This is a genomic window from Bacillus cereus group sp. BfR-BA-01441, from assembly GCF_022663075.1.
GTDB classification, from domain to species: domain Bacteria; phylum Bacillota; class Bacilli; order Bacillales; family Bacillaceae_G; genus Bacillus_A; species Bacillus_A cereus.
Genome location: NZ_JAKUEU010000003.1, coordinates 76,419 through 95,991 on the forward strand (window position 1 = coordinate 76,419; position 19,573 = coordinate 95,991).

The window sequence follows — 19,573 nt, forward strand, 5'->3', positions numbered from 1 at the left end:
AAAAATAAGGTAACGTTCACACATATATTCATTTCATGTAAAATTAACGCTTGACTTTCCGTGCATTTTAGATCAAAAAAAGATAGATAATAGCAAAATTTCTGCTACATCTATCCTCGTTTTCAACACTATGATTTTAACTTTATAAACGTAACTTCCGGTAATGTTTGCATATGCTGAATAAACTCATTCTTTTCTTCTGACGATATATTTTTCAGCTGCATTCCTACCTTATAAACAGTTTCTGTACCTTGCTGTGAAGCTTCCACCTCATATGAGAGTATTGGGATGCCTTTCACTTGTAGTGTTTCTAATATTTGTTGTATCGCTTCATGTTTATTTACAAACATTTGCACTGTTATATTTTGTGGAAATAGAAATTGCACCTTAAAAATACGACTTACAATTTCTAAACCAATTAAAACGAGAATCGTCGCTCCAATGCCTACTACATACATTCCCGCTCCAATTGCTAATCCTATACCGGCAGTAGCCCATAAACCAGCCGCGGTCGTTAATCCTTTCACCGCCTGCTTTTGAATAATAATTGTGCCTGCACCTAAAAAACCAACTCCACTAACGACTTGTGCTGCAATCCGACTTGGGTCTAGAGACGTATGCTCTTCATACACAATATCTGAAAAGGCATATTTCGAAACAACCATTATTAACGCACTTCCTACCGCTACGAGGAAATGAGTCTTTAATCCAGCTTCTTTCGATCGAATTTCTCTTTCAATACCAATCATTGCTCCTAACAAGCCAGCAACACCGATTCGTATAATAAAATCAAAATCTACACTCACGGGCACTTCCCCCTTTCATTCATTATAGATAGATAAAACAAAAATTATCACAAACATCCATTTATCACCATGAAAGAATACCACTAAAATACACTTAATACTCCGACTGTTTTATGTTAATATTTTAAATATTAACATAAAATAAATAACTCCTGATTTTAAACCTTCACTAATTTTCTAAAAAACCAAAGGTGGATTGCATGAAATTAGGTTGAGAAATTTTAGAAAACGCTTTCATTTTGTTTCATAATTTTTTATAAAAAATACATAAATAAAGGAGCTTACTAACAATGAACGTCTCGTTACTTACACCTACTACTGATTTACAAGAAGAATACTTAGATTTCTATAACGAATGGAAAGATAGCGGTGAAACAATGATCCCGTGGGTTATCTCAAAAAATCCTGCCAACTTCCCAGCTATGGTTCAAGAACTTCTCGATGCGCATAACGGAATAAATATCCCTGAAACTTGGGTACCAGACTCTACATATTGGCTTGTTACAGATGAAAATAAAATTGTGGGAGCTGTTAATATACGTCATAGTTTAACCGAACATTTATTTAACGCTGGCGGTCATATTGGTTATGGCATTCGCCCTTCTGAAAGAAGAAAAGGTTATGCTACGAAGTTACTAGCATTATCATTAGAAAAAACGAAGGAATTAGACATCACGAAAGTACTTGTCGTTTGCGACGCAGTGAATACCGCTTCTGAAAAAACGATTTTACATAACGGCGGGCTTCGTGATGATGATTTCACTGAGGAAGATGGGAATGTAGTAAGAAGATATTGGATTGAGCTATGAATGATCACAAATAAGCGAGAAAGTGATTATACACTTTCTCGCTTATTTTACACTGCTTCTATTTCAAACTGCACTGTAATACCACTTGGATCTACCACCACAAACCCATTTGTAGTTTCATTTATTTCATGTTGTTTTTCTATTAATCTTTCTTTCACTTCATCTAACGCTTCTTTATACGGTAGTACAATCGTATACACCTTTAGCCCAGTTGCATGTACTGGTGGGTGTGGATTGTTTACTCCGTTCCACGTATTTGCACCAATATGGTGATGATATCCCCCTGCTGAAATAAATAAGCAATCCTCTTCACGCTGTTGTACTTCAAAACCTACTGTTTCCACATAAAATTCATGTGATTTCTCTACATCAGCTATTCGTAAATGTACGTGCCCAACGACAGTATTAGCAGGCAAACCATCAAACTCATAATCAACGAATGTTGCCAATTCTTTTAAATCAAGTGGTGTACTTCCTCCTGGCCCTTCTCCCCATCGATCGCGCGGACGGTCTACATAAATTTCAATACCATTCCCCTCTAAATCTTGCAAATAAAAAGCTTCGCTATATGTATGATCACTTGCACTATTAAACCTTGAAATTGGTAAAATTTCATTTGAATATGTATAACGCCCTTCTTGCTCAGCCGGGCTGTCAATTACATTCTTATTACGAAGAACCCCAAATAGCGCAGAAGCAAAAGCTTCACGAGTCGGAACTAAAAAGGCTACATGATATATACCAGTCGTACGCGGTTCTTGCAGTACCCCGTCCTCTAACTTTTCAAGAACAAGTAACGCATTCTTTCCACCTTTTCCAGATAAATATGCTTTATTCCCCTCTTGCTTAATTACCTCTAATCCTACAACATTCTCATAAAAAGCAATTTGACGCTCTAAATCTTTCACTTTAAATTCAACATGACCAATACGTGTTTTCGGATGAATTTTTACCATGAATAACTTCATCTCCTTATCCCTATATTTTCCCATTACATATAACCGTTACTATGAAGGATACAACTAAAATCATCCTATGTAAATAAGAAAAGTCAGAATTTACATACATTTTTATTTTCATAATAAAAAGCCACCTTTTCTAACTTTTAGAAAAGGTGGCTTTTTAACTCTTATCTCATTTTATGTACTTCAGCAACTAGCTTTCCACCCTGAATGCCCATATAAAGCTTCACAGGTGCATCATTCGTATTTTCAAATACTAAATCTAAGTATGGATATGCAATTGTAGCATCTCTTCCTTGTGGAACATAACCTACCGTTTTAGAATGTGTAGTTCTCTCCACCATTTTCAGACCAGCTTGATCTGCTGCATTGTATAAAGTTGAAGATGTTTGACAAACACCACCGCCATATCCATCTACTAATTTACCATCAACTATTTCTTTCCCTAATTGATATCCTTTATCTGGTGTTGTATCACCGATTAATGAATTAAAAGAGAAACGGTCTCCTTTTGCTAACACAACTCCATTTATGCTCGCTGCTGACAAACGAATATTCTCAATACGGCCACCTGTTGAACCACCTAAGTTCGTTTCATATCTACCAATTACCGTACCATTTCCTTGCGCATCACTTAATGTTGCGACTGGTTTTTTCTCCACGATCGGCAACTGATACGTAGCATCCCACATACCAACATTTAACAATTTATCTACTAATTCTTTTTCCATTAATTCATAAGAAGGTTTTCCTTCTTGCCAACTTCCATCAGGTGCTATACGTGAAGGAACCATTTTTTTGTCGACGCTTTTTCCAACCTCACCAACAACCTTTGTTACAGACTTTTTAAATTTCGCTTCATCTTCAAAATAGCCTAAACTAGATAAATCTAATTTTTTCACTTCAGTACCAGTTCGACCATCAACTAAACTAATAGTATCCTGCACTTCTGCTTTAGCCTCTACAGTATGCCCACCAATATCACTTACCAATGCAACATCACTTACTTTTGCACCACAGCCACTCATTATAGCTACACATAACACCCCAACCAATATACCCTTTACTTTACGGAACAATATACTCTCTCCCTTTCCCCAACATCACTATTATGTATTTATTTCATTTTCATGTATGTTTTGTTACAATCATTTTACAATATGTTTATAAAATGTTACAAGTTATTTTTCACTCTATATAAATTACTCTTTTCTTTTATAAATGTCTATACATATTTACATAAAAGTTTGAGTTTGATAGAATTGTAACTTTTATGTAAACTCTCTCTTTTATCCAGTATATACCATTAAGCAAAAGAAATACAAATCAAAAACCCTCAAGCTATTTTTTATAAAGTGAAACTGTAATCAGTGGGGGTTTTACGGGCATCCCGACCTTCTTTGTTTCTGCTGAATTTTGACATGGGGGTCTTATTGCCCAGCAAATAGCGGGATAAAGAGAAATCCCGTCAACATAAATAGGTATTTGCCGTGCCACCACTCCGCTTTTGCACATACATTATGGTGAATTCAACCTATTTTAAAGAAATGGAGGATGTTATTATGTATCCCTACAATCCATATGATCCATATAATCAATATGCGTACCAACAACCACAGTATGACTTACAAACACAATATCAATCTTATATAGATCAAGCAGAGCACACGAATCCATATGACCAAAATAGACAATTCCAACTTCCAATCTCTTTTCCTGGCACTGGAAATCGTCAATTAGAAAGACGCGTAAATGAGCTTGAACAAAGAGTTCGTCAACTAGAAAATACAGTTGAGCGCCATACACGTAGACTAAACCGCTTAAACCAACGTTTACGCACAGTAGAAAACAGACTAAACATTCCATTCGCAGCATTAGAAGACGGATTTTAATCGAGAAAATAAAGATTATATAAAGGAAGGGGCTTCCCCTTCCTTATATAAATTGACGAAAGTTTTTTCCATCTCTATACTGATAAGAGTTAATGAAATGAAACAAGGTGATAAATATGGATTTTGAAATAAATTATCTTTCCTTTTATGTTGTACAAGTAGAAGGAAAAGGTGAAGCAGTTGATAAACGCTACAAACATTTTCAAACTTTAGACGCTGAAGAATATGAAGATAGTTCCTTAAAAGAATTTTTGAATGGTGAGTTATTAAAAATATCGAAGCGAAAAGTAGAACGTCATGCAAAAACAGAACAAGCCCCAACAAAAATTGGTCGCTTTATTGTAGAAGAAGGGCACGAACTTGATTCAAACCCTCATTACAACCTTTTTAATCGTATTCGCTTTGCAGAAACAAAAGAAAACTTTAAAGATATGAGCGAACCTCTCGTTTATACATATCTTGACACAAGCGCTGTACGTGGTGGTGTATTTTTAATTGCTCAGGCAAAACTACGCAAATACTTTGATGATCCATTCGTATTCGTAATGAAATGCGACTTTGAACCAAAGGTTGCTTCTATTTCTGATGAATCAACACTGATTCGTAACGTTGAAATGGCCATCACAACAAAGAATATGAAATCTATCCAATATCCGTACATGCCTGAAGAAGGTATGGTTGAAGTAGGCGAACTAAAAATACACCAAGCATCACATGCCCGCTACTTTGAAGACTTCTTAAAATTCGTCGAATACGAACGCTCTATGCCTGAAATTATGAAAACACAAGTAATGGACATGGTATACGACCAAATTGAAGATGTATTTGAAGAAGGTACGGAAGAACGCGAACAATTCGACCAAGCGATGGAAGTATGGGCTGCCAGTCCGAAACGCGAAATTATGGAACAATTTTCAACCGAAGAAGTAATGGAAGCAACTGCTCAAATCGTCGAGCATGCTCCTGAAGTCGAATTAAAACTAAAAGCAGATCATATCTCTGTGAAGGCCCTGCTTGCTGATTTCGGGGATCAAATACATATTGCGAAGGTAAATGATCGATATGTACTTATGATTGAAGCAGACACACTTACATTTGAAAAAGGCTTCTCTCCTATTGAGTTTCTGAAGCCAGATGAGCTGCAAAATGTGATTGAGCGGATTGAGAATAAGCAGCAGTATTCGTTTGATCCGAGCGGTATTGAATAAAGTGAAACTTTAATCAGTGGGGTTTTGTTCATCCCCCACTAATTATTAACCCTCACCAATCGGGCTTTTACGGGATAAATACTTCCATATAACTGTTGTTACTGGGCGCTTATAATAAGCGCTCTTTTGTTTATATTAAAAACCGATTCTACTAAGAATCGATTTTTCTGCTTTATAATAAAACATGTTTATTTTCAAATTTTTTTGATGCAAGATGACATTTGTTGCAGAATCAAATACATCCCTTCCTTGTTATACAAGCTTATTTCCATTAGAAATATCTACTTCAATATTTCTATTTGACCAAGTCCTTCTATAAGTTGTTAAGATGCAAATTTCACTTTACTACCTCAAATTTATTGTACTCGTAAAAAGATAATTGAAAACGATATTCCGGATGTTCTCTCACCCAATCGTAGGCTTCTTCTAAAATTTCCATTTTGTTTTGCAAGTCATTAAGTTCACTACATTCGTCCCTTTTCTGTTTGCACAGAGGGCAGAATCCATTCACTATTTCCGCACTCGTCGCCCTAATAGTTTTACTTTCTAAATCAACTACTAGACGAAGAATAACAGAATGCTCTTCTTTTGTAGTCACCTTCATTTCAGCAATCCGATCCTCATTCCAAAAGACACCGTTTAATTCCATCTTTACTGTGACATCTTTAATATCCAAGTCTACCACTATCACACCTCCCTTGTACAAAGCTCAATCTTACTCTTCTATTTTAAACTTTAATACACCACAACTTAAAGAGATATTAAGTTTTTTCCAATTCTTCTTTACTATGAAAGAAAGTGTAGTTAATGCTAATTGTGTGGTAAATATTATCCCAAAAACTAAAACAGTTAAAATGTTAAAGATTGTTTCCATTAAACTACACTCTTTTCTTTATATATATATTTATTTTATTAATACGGTTTAAAGCTCTTATTACGTCTTAACACTCCCAAAGCAATTATAATGCACAATCACAACAACAAGTTGATGCCTATTTAATATCAATACGCTGTTATTACATGTATGTAGTTAGAGGTGGAGGAGAAATTCATTTAACCTCTGTATTCTCCTCCATCTCAGCCAAATACCTAATCTGCCGTTCCGCTTTTCTCACTGCTGTACGAAAATGTTTTTTCAGGAGTTCTACTGTATTTTCACTTATATAATATCTTTCCGTTATACTTTCCCACGTGTCACTACTTTCAAATGTACTCCATTCAAAAGGGCGTTCTGTATTTTTCTTTAGTTCTTTAAATACCCATTTTCGCATCTTTTTTTTCGCTTTTTCTGTTAGTTTTCCGTTTTTTACAAGTTCAAGTTCACCATGTCTTTTGTATCGCTTATTAATATCTCTCTCGCTATATACTTTAAGAAGTATATTTGCTGTATTTTCAGCATCTGCTAAAGCACGGTGCTGTTTTCCTTCCCACGTTAAAGCGAGCTGTTCTACCGCAAAGTGTAAACTTGGCGTATGTTCAAACAATTCCTCATATGCTTGGAAAACAAATTTTTGCAAATCAATTCTATTTTCTTTTTCTATACTTGGGCATTCAACACCATATAATGTACAATCATGAGATAGAAAGCGATAATCTTCTTTTCCCCATGAAACAAATATAGAACCTTCGCCGATGAACTGAATAAATTTCTCTATAATTTGAGGGAATTTTTCTACACCCATTAAATCTTTTTTCGTAATACCGGTTAATTTTGTTGTATGACGAGTTAATCGTGCACTTGGTTTTACTAACTCCGAAAATTCTTCAATTATCTTCATTGTACCTATTTCTATTTTTACAGCTCCGATATCAACTATTTCTGATGGATCTTCTGATTTATACGGTCTGAAATTCCTTTCAATATCAAACACAATGAAATGTGTAGCGTTTTTCAATTTATTTACCTCTTTCTAAATTCCTTTTCACACAAACACTTTATTTTCAGTATTTATTTATTCATGTACTTTATACAAAAATACTCCGAATAAATAAATGAAAATTCAGTCTTGTTATGATATGTAAGTAGGAGGACATCTATAAAAATGCAAAAAAAAGAAGGGCGAGCCCTTCTTTTTTCAAAAATTACTTCTTGTTTACGTTAGTAGCTTGAGGTCCACGGTTACCTTGTTCTACTTCGAAAGTAACTTCTTGACCTTCTTCTAAAGTTTTGAAGCCTTCGCCTTGGATAGCTGAGAAATGAACGAATACGTCTTCTCCGCCTTCAACTTCGATGAAACCGAAACCTTTTTCTGAGTTAAACCATTTTACTTTACCGTTTTGCATGAAAAAAATCCTCCTACAATGTACCTATATGTACATATTCATTTTCAACCACCTTACAATAATAAGCCAGATATTAAAAAACTGCAACCCCTGAGGAGATTTAACATTGCTATCCTCCTCGGAAGTTACAGCTCATTTAAATCTCTATATTATTAAAAGTAAAATGGTTTAAATATACTATATCATATCAATATAATAAAAGTAAAGTTTTTTTCTTAAATTATTTTTTGTTCCCACTGCATTGCTTTTAATTCACCTGATCCGGCTACTACATAACCATCTTTTTGATTAACAATGCGCCATCCGTGCCCTTTAACTGAATCACATACTGTAACAATACCTTCTTCAAGAAGCACACGGCACACACTACTAATCCCCGCCTTATTTTGCGTTGAAGTTGTATATAAAACATGTTGATCTACACTTAAGTCTAAATAACTACTTGCTTTCTGCTCACTTTGACATGTATGCCAATATATTTTTTCACTTGCAATACTTTCATCTATTTTACAATAAGAAATATTTCCGCTAACTCCCTTGCACGATCCACTTGCCGCTACTAAATAAGAATTGTGTAAAGTCAACGCGGAGATCATTTGATTCATCGCAATTTTAATCCTCTTTAATTTACGTGTCTTCAAATCAAAGAGCCAAACACCACCATATTTAGCATGTATTTTCGTACCAATAAATAAGTAATGTTTATATAAAAATAATGATCGAATAGACGGTGCCGCACTGCCATACTCAAGAAACGGATGAATAGTTTCCCATGTCAAACCGAAATTATTAGAAAGATACAGCGTTTTTTCTCCATGAGCAACAACAGTTCCTTGTACATTGCTACATACATTCCAACTCGTTGCTTTTGTTGGAAAACGCTGAATTGTCCAGTTCTCTCCACCATTCATACTGCGAATAAAAATCCCTTCGTCACCTACACCATAAACTACATTATCTTCGCTATGTAAATCCCTAATTCGTTTTTGAAAACCATTTAAAATTCGTTTCCATTCTCCGTCTTGTTCAACAAATAAGCCATTATATGTAGTAGCTAACAACAGTTTTCCATCTCTTAACTTTGTAATAGCAGTTGCACTTAACATTGTCTCCACGTTGACACTCCCATTCTTAGAACTTCTCAGCAAATGCAATTGCAAAATTACTGCATTTTTCAACATCCTCTTCATCTTCTGGAGCTAATTCAATTTTCAGCCCTTCTTGTACAAGCTCTGCACCGCGTTCCACAAGACGTTCTTCAAATATCGTTACCGCTTCACAAAACAGTTCATACGCCGTATCACCCGATCCGAATACCGCTACCTTTTTCCCAGCTAAATCTATATTTTCTAAGTCATCATGAAAATCTTCCGCTTCAAATGGTAATTCACCATCGCCCCACGTATAAGATCCTAAAATGATTCCATCATAAGCTAATAATTCTTCAGCGTCCATGCCTTCCATTTCTTGCAATACTACTTCATGATCAAAAGCATCTAAACTAACTTTAATTAAATCAGCAATACTCTCTGTATTTCCTGACATACTTGCATAAGCTATTAAAATTTTTGCCACTTTGGCATCCCCCTCTAACAATAAATGATTCTCATTCTCATTATATTAATAATGAGAATCAATTTCAATTGATTTTTTCTACTTTTATTTACATTTCACATTACTTATTTCAAATAAGGTGAAACTTTAATCAGTGAGGGTATTCATCCCCCACCTAACTTCTTTGTTTCCGCTGAATTTTGAGGCGGGGGGGGCTTACTGCCCGGCAAATAGCGGGATAAAGTGAAAGTTTAATGAGTCCTCACCAATCAGGCTTTTTCAGACAACCCACAAAGAGCGGAATAAATAAAAAAGCACAGATGACTATACAATCATCTGTGCTTTTTTATTATTTTTTAAAAATACCAAAAGGCTTTCCTACTGGTAAAACAACTTTTCCGAAGTGTGTATTTAACACTGCTGCTGCTGAACCGTAGAAAGATAATAATGAAATAAGAAGTTCAGAATATGCTGCTAAATTATGCATTGCATGCGGCATAACACCTAAAGTACTTAATGAAAGACCGATAAATAAGAAATCAATAAGGACGAAAATCATAAATAATACTTTATGTGTTTCCATTGCACCAATTGTCATAAAGATTGTGAAAATCAAATATCCGATAAAGGCTACACCAAGCTGTTTTGAATCTGCAGCTTGTGCTAATTTTTCGCCAAATACTCCAAGTTGAATTAACCAAGTCATTCCAACACCTAGCCAAAATAGACCGTACGCACCGAATGCTGTTGTACCGAATGTATTGTTATGCTTTGCATCATGAATGCAAGCAAAGATTTGTGCAAATCCTCCTAAAAAGATTGCCCACGGTAATACAAGTGAAACGCCATCTGTTAAGCCTAACTTTTGAGATGATGCTACAAGTGTTACCATCGCTAATCCAAATAGACCAATTCCAGATGGATCCGCTGTTGTCATTTTCACATGATGTGTAGTAGTTTGATTGCTCATATAAACCTCCTGATTATAAACATACTCGAATACAATACTTAAATCAGAAGACTATGTCAATGGTTTTTTTTGTATGTTGTCAGACGTTATATTTTATAATGATTAAATATATTTCTGACCACTTCATAAGGTTTTATATTCACTTTTTCCAACTCGTTTATCGGTAGCCATAACGGAATATAATTTCCCCTACCTTCCAGCTGAAATTCCTCAGCTGTTCCGCTTCCGAACACTCCGCCTGTAATATAGGCAGCATAATAATATTCATTTCCTTTATATTTTACCTTTGCAATAAGGTGCTCCACTTGTATATGTACCCCTAATTCTTCGTATACCTCTCTTTTCGTTGCCTCTTCAGGCGTTTCACCTTCCTCAATCCCTCCGCCAGGAAAAACATAATATCTTTCCTCTTCTCGAATACGTTTTATAAGAGCGATTTTTCCTTCCTGTACAATGATAGCGGCTCCGCGATTTCTTATCATTTTATTACCTCAATACGAATCGCAACTGTTCCCCACTCTTTTTCTTGTTCTTTCGTATATATTTTGTATGTACTTTCTAACATTTCCTCTAAACTATCATTTTCACAATCCAATAATTTTTTATCGATTTGTTCATATATAGCTTTAAAGCTCTCGTATCGCTTTATTTCCGTTACTTTTACCGTCATCATTTCTGTTGTCGTAAGATTCGTAAATACGATTTCATCGTCTTTGTTTATTAGTTGACGTTTTTTATCGTATAGGCGTACTTCATATACTTTTTTCCCTGATTGAATTGACTGAAACGGTTTATTATATAAACCCATTTCGTATCGCATACATCCCACTCCCTTTTGTTCATTTCACCTATTAATACAGTTCACATTACTACATCTTGCATATAATATTCCATACGTATCGCTTAATTGAGAAAGGAGGCTAAAGAAGCATGTTATATTTAAATCAAAAACCTGAATATAATAAATATGATATTGGTGATTATACTTATAGTAAAGTAGGGCCAACCATTTTTTCTTGGAACGATGAAACAAAATTGAAAATAGGTAAGTTTTGTTCATTAGCAGAAGAAGTCGTTTTCATACTTGGCGGTGAACATCGCGCAGACTGGATAACGACTTATCCATTTAATGCACTTTTTGATGAAGGAGCACATATTACTGGTCACCCTTCTTCAAAAGGTGATATCGTAGTTGGCAATGATGTATGGATTGGTTATCAATCCTGCATTTTATCTGGTGTTACAATTGGTAACGGTGCCATTATTGGTGCAAAAAGTGTTGTTACAAAAGACGTCCCTCCATATGCAATTGTGGCTGGTAATCCAGCAAAATTTATTCGATATCGTTTCCCGCAAGAAACAATTGACAAACTAGAGAATCTTGCATGGTGGGACTGGGACATTTCTGTTATAAAAGGAGCTATTCCATTACTACTTTCCGACAAAATCGACGAATTTTTCACCTCGCCCGAAAAAGAATCTACATGATTAATGAAGAAAGAGCATCCTTCTCTTACAGGATGCTCTTTCTTCATTTATTTTTTCTTTATTTGCAAATGATCACACGGAGAACATTGAAAAGGAATTTTCCCTAAGCAATTAAGATTCGTTTCGCAAATTTGTTCAATCGTTGGAACAAATGGAATGACAACTATGTTACTTTCTACTATTTGTGTAACAGGTGGCAATACTGTGCCTACTTGATGTTCAAAACGAATACTCGCTTGATTTATATAATTTCCTGAACCATTTGGCGCGCTCTGTACTGCTACTTGGAACGAAACTGTCCTTGCTTCACCAGGATTTAAACTTCCGATAAGAAACCCTACTGCCGGGCTTACATTCGGCACTGGCGTATTATCAACCGTTACACTTCCAGGAACAAATCGAACACTACTATCTAACATATCTTGAAAACGAATATTTTGCATTACAGTATCACCCGTATTTGTGATGACTGTCGTAAACGTAATGACACCTCCAATTGTTGCTACCTGTAAATCTGCCGTTTTTACGACTGTCGTTGAGACATTTTGAGGAATAAACGGGATAACAACTGTATTACTATCACCTTCAACTACTACTGGCGGCTCATTCGGATTTACAGTTGCAAGCCCATTCGCTGTAGCAGTATTTGTAACTAAATTATTTACTTGCCCTCCTATTATTACAACTTGGAAATTAATAATTGCTGCATCATTTGGCTGAAAATCACCTAACGGAATACCAGTATTCGGATTAGCAAATGGAAGAGGTACATCATTTACCGTTACCGTACCATTTATAAATAGCGTATTCGGATCAATGATATCTGTTAACACAATATTGGTCACAGGAACTGTACTATCATTTATAACAGCGATTCCGTAAGTGACAACATCCCCTATCATTGCTACTTCAAAGTTTGCTCCTTTTGCAACAAATAAGATTGCAGTATTTACCGTCACTATAACTGTATTGCTTGTATCCATCACTGTAACTGGCGGCTCCCCTGGTACTAAAATATATTCTGCTAACGCCCCAGCAACGTTCACTACTGTACCACCATCCGGAAAACTTGTAATCGTAGCTTCATATGTTACAAGTGCCGTCTCACCAACTGGTATATCAGGTATCGTAAATCCAATCTGCGGATTTACCCCCGGTTGCGGAACCCCATTTATCGTTACACTATTTGGAACGAAATCAGCTTCCTGAGATAGCACATCGATAAATTGAACATTCATTGCATCAGCAGTACCAGTATTTAATATACGAACAGTATACGTTACCGTTTCTCCTACACCAACAACTGAATGGTCTACTTCTTTTAGCATATCTAAGCTACCTCTATTTACCGGCGTAACCGTCGTATTACTTGAATTTGTAATTGTAGACGGAGGTTCTCCTGGAATCAATTCGAAATCACCCGTTACTCTTGCTGTATTCATAATGCTACTAGAAGGCGGAACTGCGATTACATTTACTTCAAATGTAATTAATACACTATCCCCTACTGCAAGATCAGGCAATGCAAAGCCTACAAATGGATCTAAACCTACTTGCGGAATCCCATTTATTTGTACACTTCCAGGAACGAATTCTAAACTAGGTGATGGAACATCGATAAACTGAACATTCGTTGCTGTTACCGTTCCCGTATTTGTAACTTGCACACTATACGTTAACGTATCTCCTAATCGTGTCGCTTCTTTATTTACAGATTTTATAACGCTGAATCGTCCTCTATTCACTCTAGTTATCGTCGTATTACTCGGCTCTGTTACTACAACTGGTGGTTCTCCTGGCACTAAAGTAAAGCTTCCTGTTATATTTGCAACGTTCGTAATTGTTCCTGATGACGGGATGTTTGTAACTGTCGCTTGAAACGTCACTATAACTGTTTCACCAACTGGGATATCTCCAACTCCAAATCCAGTAATCGGATTTAAGTTTGGTTGCGAGGCTCCATTTATCGTTACACTATTTGGTACAAATGACCCCCCTGCTGAAATGGTATCAACAAACTGAACAGCATTAGCTGTTACTGTTCCAGTATTTGTTATTTGAACCGTATACGTTAATATATCTCCAACGAGAGTAGCAACCCTATTTACTTGTTTAATAACATTAAATTGCCCTCTATTTACAGTTGTAAGTGTTGTATTGCTCGGCTCTGTTACTATAACTGGTGGTTCTCCTGGTACTAATACAAAACTTCCAGTTACATTTGCCGTATTGGCAATTGTTCCGTTTGATGGCGCACTAACAACGGTTACTTGGAAGATGACTTCTACACTTTCACCTGGGTTTATATCTGGAAGCGGGAATCCATTATTCGGATTGAATCCAGGTTGTAACACACCGTCTATCGTTACAGTGTTCGGCACGAATGCTATAGAGGAAGGTAATACATCACTATATTGAACATTCGTTGCTGGCACTGTTCCTGTATTTTGAACTACTGTTGTATATGTGATTGTATCGCCTACTGCAACAACCGGCTGACTCACTGATTTTAAAACATTCAAACCAGGCTCATTGATTTCTGTTAATGTCGTATTACTTGTCGTTGTTTCCGTAATAGGCGGTTCTGTTTCACTTACAGCAAATGTAGCTGTAACGTCTACAAAATTAACAATCGTTCCACCTTCTGGTATGCTTGTAACCACTTCCTGATATGTGACAAGTACAAAATCATCGACAGGTATATCTGGAACTGTAAAACCAATGAAAGGATCTAATCCTGGTGCTGGTACCCCGTTTATGCTCACACTTCCTGGTACAAATGCTACACCCGCGGAAGTAGTATCGATAAATTGAACATTCGTCGCTGGCACTGTTCCGAAATTAAAAATCAATACATCATACGTTAATATTTCTCCTACCGTCGCTACTTCTTTATCTACTAGTTTCAATGGAAAAATAAAGGCTATATTAATTGTCGTAACGACTAAATTTGTTAATATCGTTTCCGTAATCGGTGGTTCCTGCGGATTTGGTTGTGAAGTAAATGTAACATCTGCATCATTTAATATGACTTCATTATCTGGAATTTCTGTAATCGTCACTTGGAATGTGACCTCAATACTTCCACCAGCGATTAATAATGGAGTAACTGTAAATCCTATTTCTGGATTTAAACCAAGTTGCTGCACTCCACCTATCGTTACACTATTGTCAACAAACGTCGTTCCTTCTGGTATGACATCTTGGAAGAACACATCTGTAACAGGGATAATTCCTACGTTTGAAATGAGCACAGTATACGTTAATACATCCCCAACGGCCCCAGTTGCAACATCAACTGTTTTTGTTGCAGTTACTTCACCAGGAGGAGGTAACGGTATTGTAACTACCGTTGTATTACTTGAATTCGTTGTTGTTACAGGTGGCTGTAAAGGATTTAATAAGAAAGTGGCTGTAGCAGATGCTGTATTTAATACCGCTCCACGTGTAGACGGTGCAACTACCGTAACTTGGAACGTTACTGTCAATGATGTTCCAGCTGCAATATTAGGAAGCGGAAAACCAACATTTGGGTCAAATCCAGGTTGTGGCGTTCCATTTATCGTTACACTATTTGCTACAAAAGTTGTTTCTAAAGCAATTGGATCAAGGAAAGAGACATTCGTTGCTGTTACTGTACCGTTATTTCGAATGACAACAGAATACGTGTAAGTTTCTCCAAGTGCTGCTTGTTGTACAGATGAAGATTTTTGTATATTTAACTGTGCTGTGTTTACTTGCGTCACTACAAAATTACTATTTGTAACAGTCGTTATTGGAGGGTTTGCTGGATTTATAAGAAAACTTGCAGTAACGTTCGATTGGTTTCTTATATTTCCACCGCTCGGAACACTCGTCACTGTAACTTGAAACGTAATCGTAGCCGTTTGCCCGACCGGAATATTTGGTACCGGGAAACCTAGCATAGGATCCGCGCCTTGCTGTACGACTCCATTTATCGTCACACTATTTGCTACAAAGGCAGTACCAGACGGAATTGGATCTTGAAAAACAATATTCGTTGCAGGAACAGTTCCTGTATTTTGAATAAGAATCGTATACGTTAACGTATCTCCTACACCGGCTTGTAGTGTATTTACACTCTTCATTACATTAAGTGATCCTACATTCACTCGCGTCACAACAATATTACTAATCGTTACAATTGTAATTGGTGGCTGGAGAGGACTTACTTGGAAATCAGCAGTGACATTCGCATTATTCGGAAGAACTCTATTTGGTGGTACACTCGTGATTGTCACTTGAAAAGTGACCGTCACCATTCCTCCTACTGGAATATTAGCAAGTGGAAATCCAGTAGGAGGGTTTAAACCTGGTTGAGGCGTCCCGTTTATTGTTACACTATTCGCTACAAAAGTGGTTCCAACTGGAATCGGATCAAGGAATGATACATTTGTCGCTGTCACCGTTCCACTATTTTGTATACCAACTGTATACGTTAACGTATCTCCTACACCGGCTTCAGTAGCACTTACACTTTTCATTACATTTAACCCTGAAGAATTCACGATCGTCATAACAGTATTACTTGGTACTGTTACAGTAATCGGCGGCTCTGTTGGATTTACAAGGAAATCTCCAGTTACATTCGCATTATTTACAACATTATTTCCTTGGGGAATTTCATCAATTAATACTTCAAATGTAACAATAACACTGGCGCCAGTAGGCAAATTATTTAATGGGAATCCAAGTTCTGGATCTGCCCCTTCTTGTAAAACACCATTCACAACTACACTATTTTCAATAAATAATGTCCCTTGGGGAATTGAATCTTGGAAAAATACATTCGTAGCTGGTACACTACCTGCATTTATGACTTCTATTGTATATACTAAAATATCCCCTACTGTTGCAACATCCGTATTGACTGCTTTCACAACTTCAAAGTTTCCTGATTGTACTGTCGTATTCACAACATTACTCGGTACATTGATTGTTACTGGTGGTTCATTCGGATTCACTTGAAAGCTTGCTGTTACATTTGCTTGATTTAAAATATCTTCATTTTCTGGATTCTGTACAATTACTACGTCAAATGTGACTACAACCGTTTGAGCCGCAGGAATATTCGGAAGAGAGAATCCTGTATTCGGATTTAGTCCACTTTGCTGTACTCCATTAATTGTTACAGAATTTGCAACAAATGAAACAGCAGAAGAAATAGGGTCTTGGAAAAATACATTTGTTAACGGAACATTCCCTGTATTTTGAACGGCAATTGTGTATGTTAAAGTGTCTCCTACTGCCGCTTGCGTTGTATTCACTTCTTTTATTACATTTAAACCGCCTGTATTAACTTGTGTCACAACTGTATTCGTTTGTCTATTAATCGTTATTGGTGGCTGATTTGGAATAACGACGAAATTAGCAGTTACATTTCCGCGATTCGCAATTGTGCCTCCTGATGGCGTTGATGTCACTCGTACTTGAAAAGTCACTGTCCTACTTCCGCCGGGAGATATATTTGCTACTGTAAACCCAGTCGCTGGATTTACCCCAGGTTGTGAAACCCCATCCACAGTCACACTATTTGCTATAAATGTCGTTCCAATTGGTATTGGATCTTGAAAAATAACGTTCGTTGCAAGTACATTTCCTGTATTTTGAATTGTTACCGTGTACGTAAGAACATCGTTAACCGTTGCAAAAGCTCTATCCACTGTTTTTCTCGTTGTTATATCAGCTATATTAATTGTCGTAACTACAGTATTACTTGTCGCTTGCCCTGAAACTGGTTGTTGACCAGGCACTGGAGTAAAGGTAAATGTTGCACTTGCACGGTTCGGAATTGGATTGACAAGAGGGTTCGATGTTACTCGAACTTGAAAGCGCACTACAGTCGTTTGCGAAGCATTAATACTTCCTAGATTAATACTACTTGCTGGATTCGCTCCTGGACGCGCTACTCCATTTACCGTAACGCTATTTGCGACAAATGTTGTTCCAGCAGGGATACTATCAACAAAAATAACATTGCTCGCAGTGACATTTCCATTATTTGTGATATTAACTGTGTACGTTAATACATCATTAAGCGTTGCCGTCTGTAAATCTACAGATTTCTGCATACTTATAGTTGCTTGATTCACTGTCGTTTGTACTGTGTTTGAAGAAGACGTACTTGTAATAGGAGGACTACCAACGAAAGGACGAAATTGATATGACACCATTGCACGATTTAAAATAGGATTGGGATTCGGGAATGATATTATTCGAACTTGAAATGTAACAATTCTTTGCGTGTTATTTGGGATTGTACCTAAATTAATTCCATTAGAAGGGTTTGCATTCGGCTGTGTTACTCCCCCTACCGTAACACTACCTGCAACAAACGTCGTTCCGTTCGGAATACTATCACGTAATACAACGTTTTCTGCACTTCCTGTTCCTGTATTTGGGACCGTAATCGTATAAGTGAGGGTATCCCCTACCCCTGCGACTGTTCTATTAACTGATTTAACAGGATTAATAATTGGACCTGTTGCATCAATTTGAACACCAAAACCAGCTGCTGCGTATCCATCTCCATTTGTAACAAATCGAACCGTTGCTGATGTTTGACTGTTTACTAAAGATGAGGAGGCATCTACATTCGTAATATCCCACCCTTGTCTTCGGACGGCCAAAGCTACCCCTAACGGCTGATTCAAATCTCCAAACGTGCCGCTCGTATCTAAATTTCCACTATCATTACAAATTTGTGACTGAAAGAAATTATTCGCAGGATTTCTCGGTCCGAATAATGCAACTGTAGCATTTGCATTCGGCCCAAAGCGAAGTTGATCTCCAACAATGTTAGAATCACCTTCTTGAGCAGTTACGAGCACTCTTCCTGTAACAGCTCCTGTTGCCGGCGTAGCAAAACCTGAAATTGTAGCATCAACTGGCGGGGATGAAGCATCGATAATTTCTTGACCTGCATATACTGACAAATTCCGAAGTGGTAAACTTGCATTTTGATACACAACCTCAAGCGTCCATCCAGCTGAACGACTGATTGTTGGGTCGGCTGAAGTTCTTGCAGCTGGCACAGCACCCGTTGTATATGTGCCTGCTCCACCTGCACTAACAAGATTTGTTACATTGGCAGAGCGAGCATAATAAAACTGATTTCCTACTGAACCTTGCTGCGCGGTAGCAGGATCTGGCGTAACAGAAAACGTCCCTGCTGGCGTTGTAAATGTAATGTTATCATTTAAAAATGGTAACACATCTTCCGTATCAGTCCGGAAAGTACCAGCCCAAACTAATTCTGCATATAATACACTGCTTCCCGCTGGAAGATTTAAAATTGCACTTGAAGAATTCAATTGCCATTCATCTGTTGTCCCTGCTGGGAACCCTGGTACTTGCAATGCTGTATTTACTGTCGTAAACACAGCAAGTGTACCAAAAATATTACCTGGTGCAGGTGATGTAGGGCTAAGTCCCAGCGTATTCCCAGTAAACGTGACGGCACCAGGTACTGTTGTCGTAAACCTATTTATAAAAGGCACACAATCATCTCATTTCAATTATAGTAAAAAGTGCTCTATACTATAAAATGTAGACAAACTATACAATGTACGTTGTCCAAC

16 protein-coding genes are annotated in these 19,573 nt (G+C 36.9%); 4 read left to right on the forward strand and 12 right to left on the reverse strand.

Annotation, left to right across the window (positions count from 1 at the left end; genetic code table 11):
• Positions 1–128: 128 nt before the first annotated feature.
• Positions 129–806 carry an MgtC/SapB family protein gene (locus tag MR107_RS02475; protein ID WP_000109728.1) on the reverse strand — a complete coding sequence of 226 codons (678 nt, stop codon included), beginning with the start codon at positions 804–806 and terminating at the stop codon, positions 129–131.
• 290 nt (positions 807–1,096) lie between these two features.
• Between MR107_RS02475 and MR107_RS02480 the strand changes: the two genes are divergently transcribed.
• Positions 1,097–1,615: a GNAT family N-acetyltransferase gene (locus tag MR107_RS02480; RefSeq protein WP_001103118.1), complete on the forward strand. Its 519-nt coding sequence runs from the start codon at positions 1,097–1,099 to the stop codon at positions 1,613–1,615.
• A gap of 47 nt (positions 1,616–1,662) precedes the next feature.
• On the opposite strand, the gene MR107_RS02485 is transcribed toward MR107_RS02480, so the two are convergent.
• Together MR107_RS02485 and MR107_RS02490 are read right to left on the reverse strand one after the other, a co-directional pair.
• The gene (locus MR107_RS02485; RefSeq protein WP_130055527.1) at positions 1,663–2,607 is read right to left on the reverse strand and encodes a VOC family protein; all 945 of its coding nucleotides are present in this window, start codon (positions 2,605–2,607) and stop codon (positions 1,663–1,665) included.
• A 137-nt stretch (positions 2,608–2,744) separates the two neighbouring features.
• A complete protein-coding gene (locus MR107_RS02490; protein ID WP_000488973.1) occupies positions 2,745–3,656 on the reverse strand; it encodes a VanW family protein in 912 nt (303 codons plus the stop codon).
• A gap of 483 nt (positions 3,657–4,139) precedes the next feature.
• Between MR107_RS02490 and MR107_RS02495 the strand changes: the two genes are divergently transcribed.
• Entirely contained in the window at positions 4,140–4,469 is a 330-nt protein-coding gene (locus MR107_RS02495) for a hypothetical protein (protein WP_000283715.1), read from the forward strand.
• A 116-nt stretch (positions 4,470–4,585) separates the two neighbouring features.
• Positions 4,586–5,677, forward strand: coding sequence for a DUF3900 domain-containing protein (locus tag MR107_RS02500; RefSeq protein ID WP_242292045.1), 1,092 nt, complete (start codon positions 4,586–4,588; stop codon positions 5,675–5,677).
• 337 nt (positions 5,678–6,014) lie between these two features.
• Here MR107_RS02500 and MR107_RS02505 read toward each other — a convergent pair whose 3' ends face one another.
• From MR107_RS02505 to MR107_RS02540, 8 genes are all read right to left on the reverse strand, one after another.
• Positions 6,015–6,362, reverse strand: a complete 348-nt coding sequence (locus MR107_RS02505) for a hypothetical protein (protein ID WP_000227983.1) — start codon at positions 6,360–6,362, stop codon at positions 6,015–6,017.
• 364 nt (positions 6,363–6,726) lie between these two features.
• Positions 6,727–7,572 carry an exonuclease gene (locus MR107_RS02510; RefSeq protein WP_000786414.1) on the reverse strand — a complete coding sequence of 282 codons (846 nt, stop codon included), beginning with the start codon at positions 7,570–7,572 and terminating at the stop codon, positions 6,727–6,729.
• Positions 7,573–7,759: 187 nt separating this feature from the next.
• Positions 7,760–7,960 (reverse strand): cold shock-like protein CspB, encoded by a 201-nt coding sequence (cspB, locus tag MR107_RS02515; RefSeq protein WP_001179150.1) that lies wholly within the window; start codon positions 7,958–7,960, stop codon positions 7,760–7,762.
• A 215-nt stretch (positions 7,961–8,175) separates the two neighbouring features.
• Entirely contained in the window at positions 8,176–9,075 is a 900-nt protein-coding gene (locus MR107_RS02520; RefSeq protein ID WP_000449496.1) for a WD40/YVTN/BNR-like repeat-containing protein, read from the reverse strand.
• A gap of 16 nt (positions 9,076–9,091) precedes the next feature.
• Positions 9,092–9,535, reverse strand: a complete 444-nt coding sequence (locus MR107_RS02525; RefSeq protein ID WP_001062752.1) for a flavodoxin — start codon at positions 9,533–9,535, stop codon at positions 9,092–9,094.
• Between the two features lie 328 nt (positions 9,536–9,863).
• On the reverse strand, positions 9,864–10,484 hold the full coding sequence (locus MR107_RS02530) for an acetate uptake transporter (protein ID WP_000070938.1): 621 nt from the start codon (positions 10,482–10,484) through the stop codon (positions 9,864–9,866).
• A gap of 86 nt (positions 10,485–10,570) precedes the next feature.
• On the reverse strand, positions 10,571–10,966 hold the full coding sequence (locus MR107_RS02535; protein ID WP_000620822.1) for an NUDIX hydrolase: 396 nt from the start codon (positions 10,964–10,966) through the stop codon (positions 10,571–10,573).
• Entirely contained in the window at positions 10,963–11,304 is a 342-nt protein-coding gene (locus MR107_RS02540) for an ASCH domain-containing protein (protein ID WP_074555052.1), read from the reverse strand. The genes MR107_RS02535 and MR107_RS02540 overlap by 4 nt, the downstream gene beginning before the upstream one ends.
• A 110-nt stretch (positions 11,305–11,414) precedes the next feature.
• On the opposite strand from MR107_RS02540, the gene MR107_RS02545 reads away from it, so the two are divergent.
• A complete protein-coding gene (locus tag MR107_RS02545) occupies positions 11,415–11,972 on the forward strand; it encodes a CatB-related O-acetyltransferase (RefSeq protein ID WP_000966302.1) in 558 nt (185 codons plus the stop codon).
• A 47-nt stretch (positions 11,973–12,019) separates the two neighbouring features.
• Here the strand turns inward: MR107_RS02545 and MR107_RS02550 are convergent, their stop codons facing one another.
• Entirely contained in the window at positions 12,020–19,492 is a 7,473-nt protein-coding gene (locus MR107_RS02550) for a DUF7507 domain-containing protein (RefSeq protein ID WP_242292046.1), read from the reverse strand.
• Between the last annotated feature and the right edge of the window lie 81 nt (positions 19,493–19,573).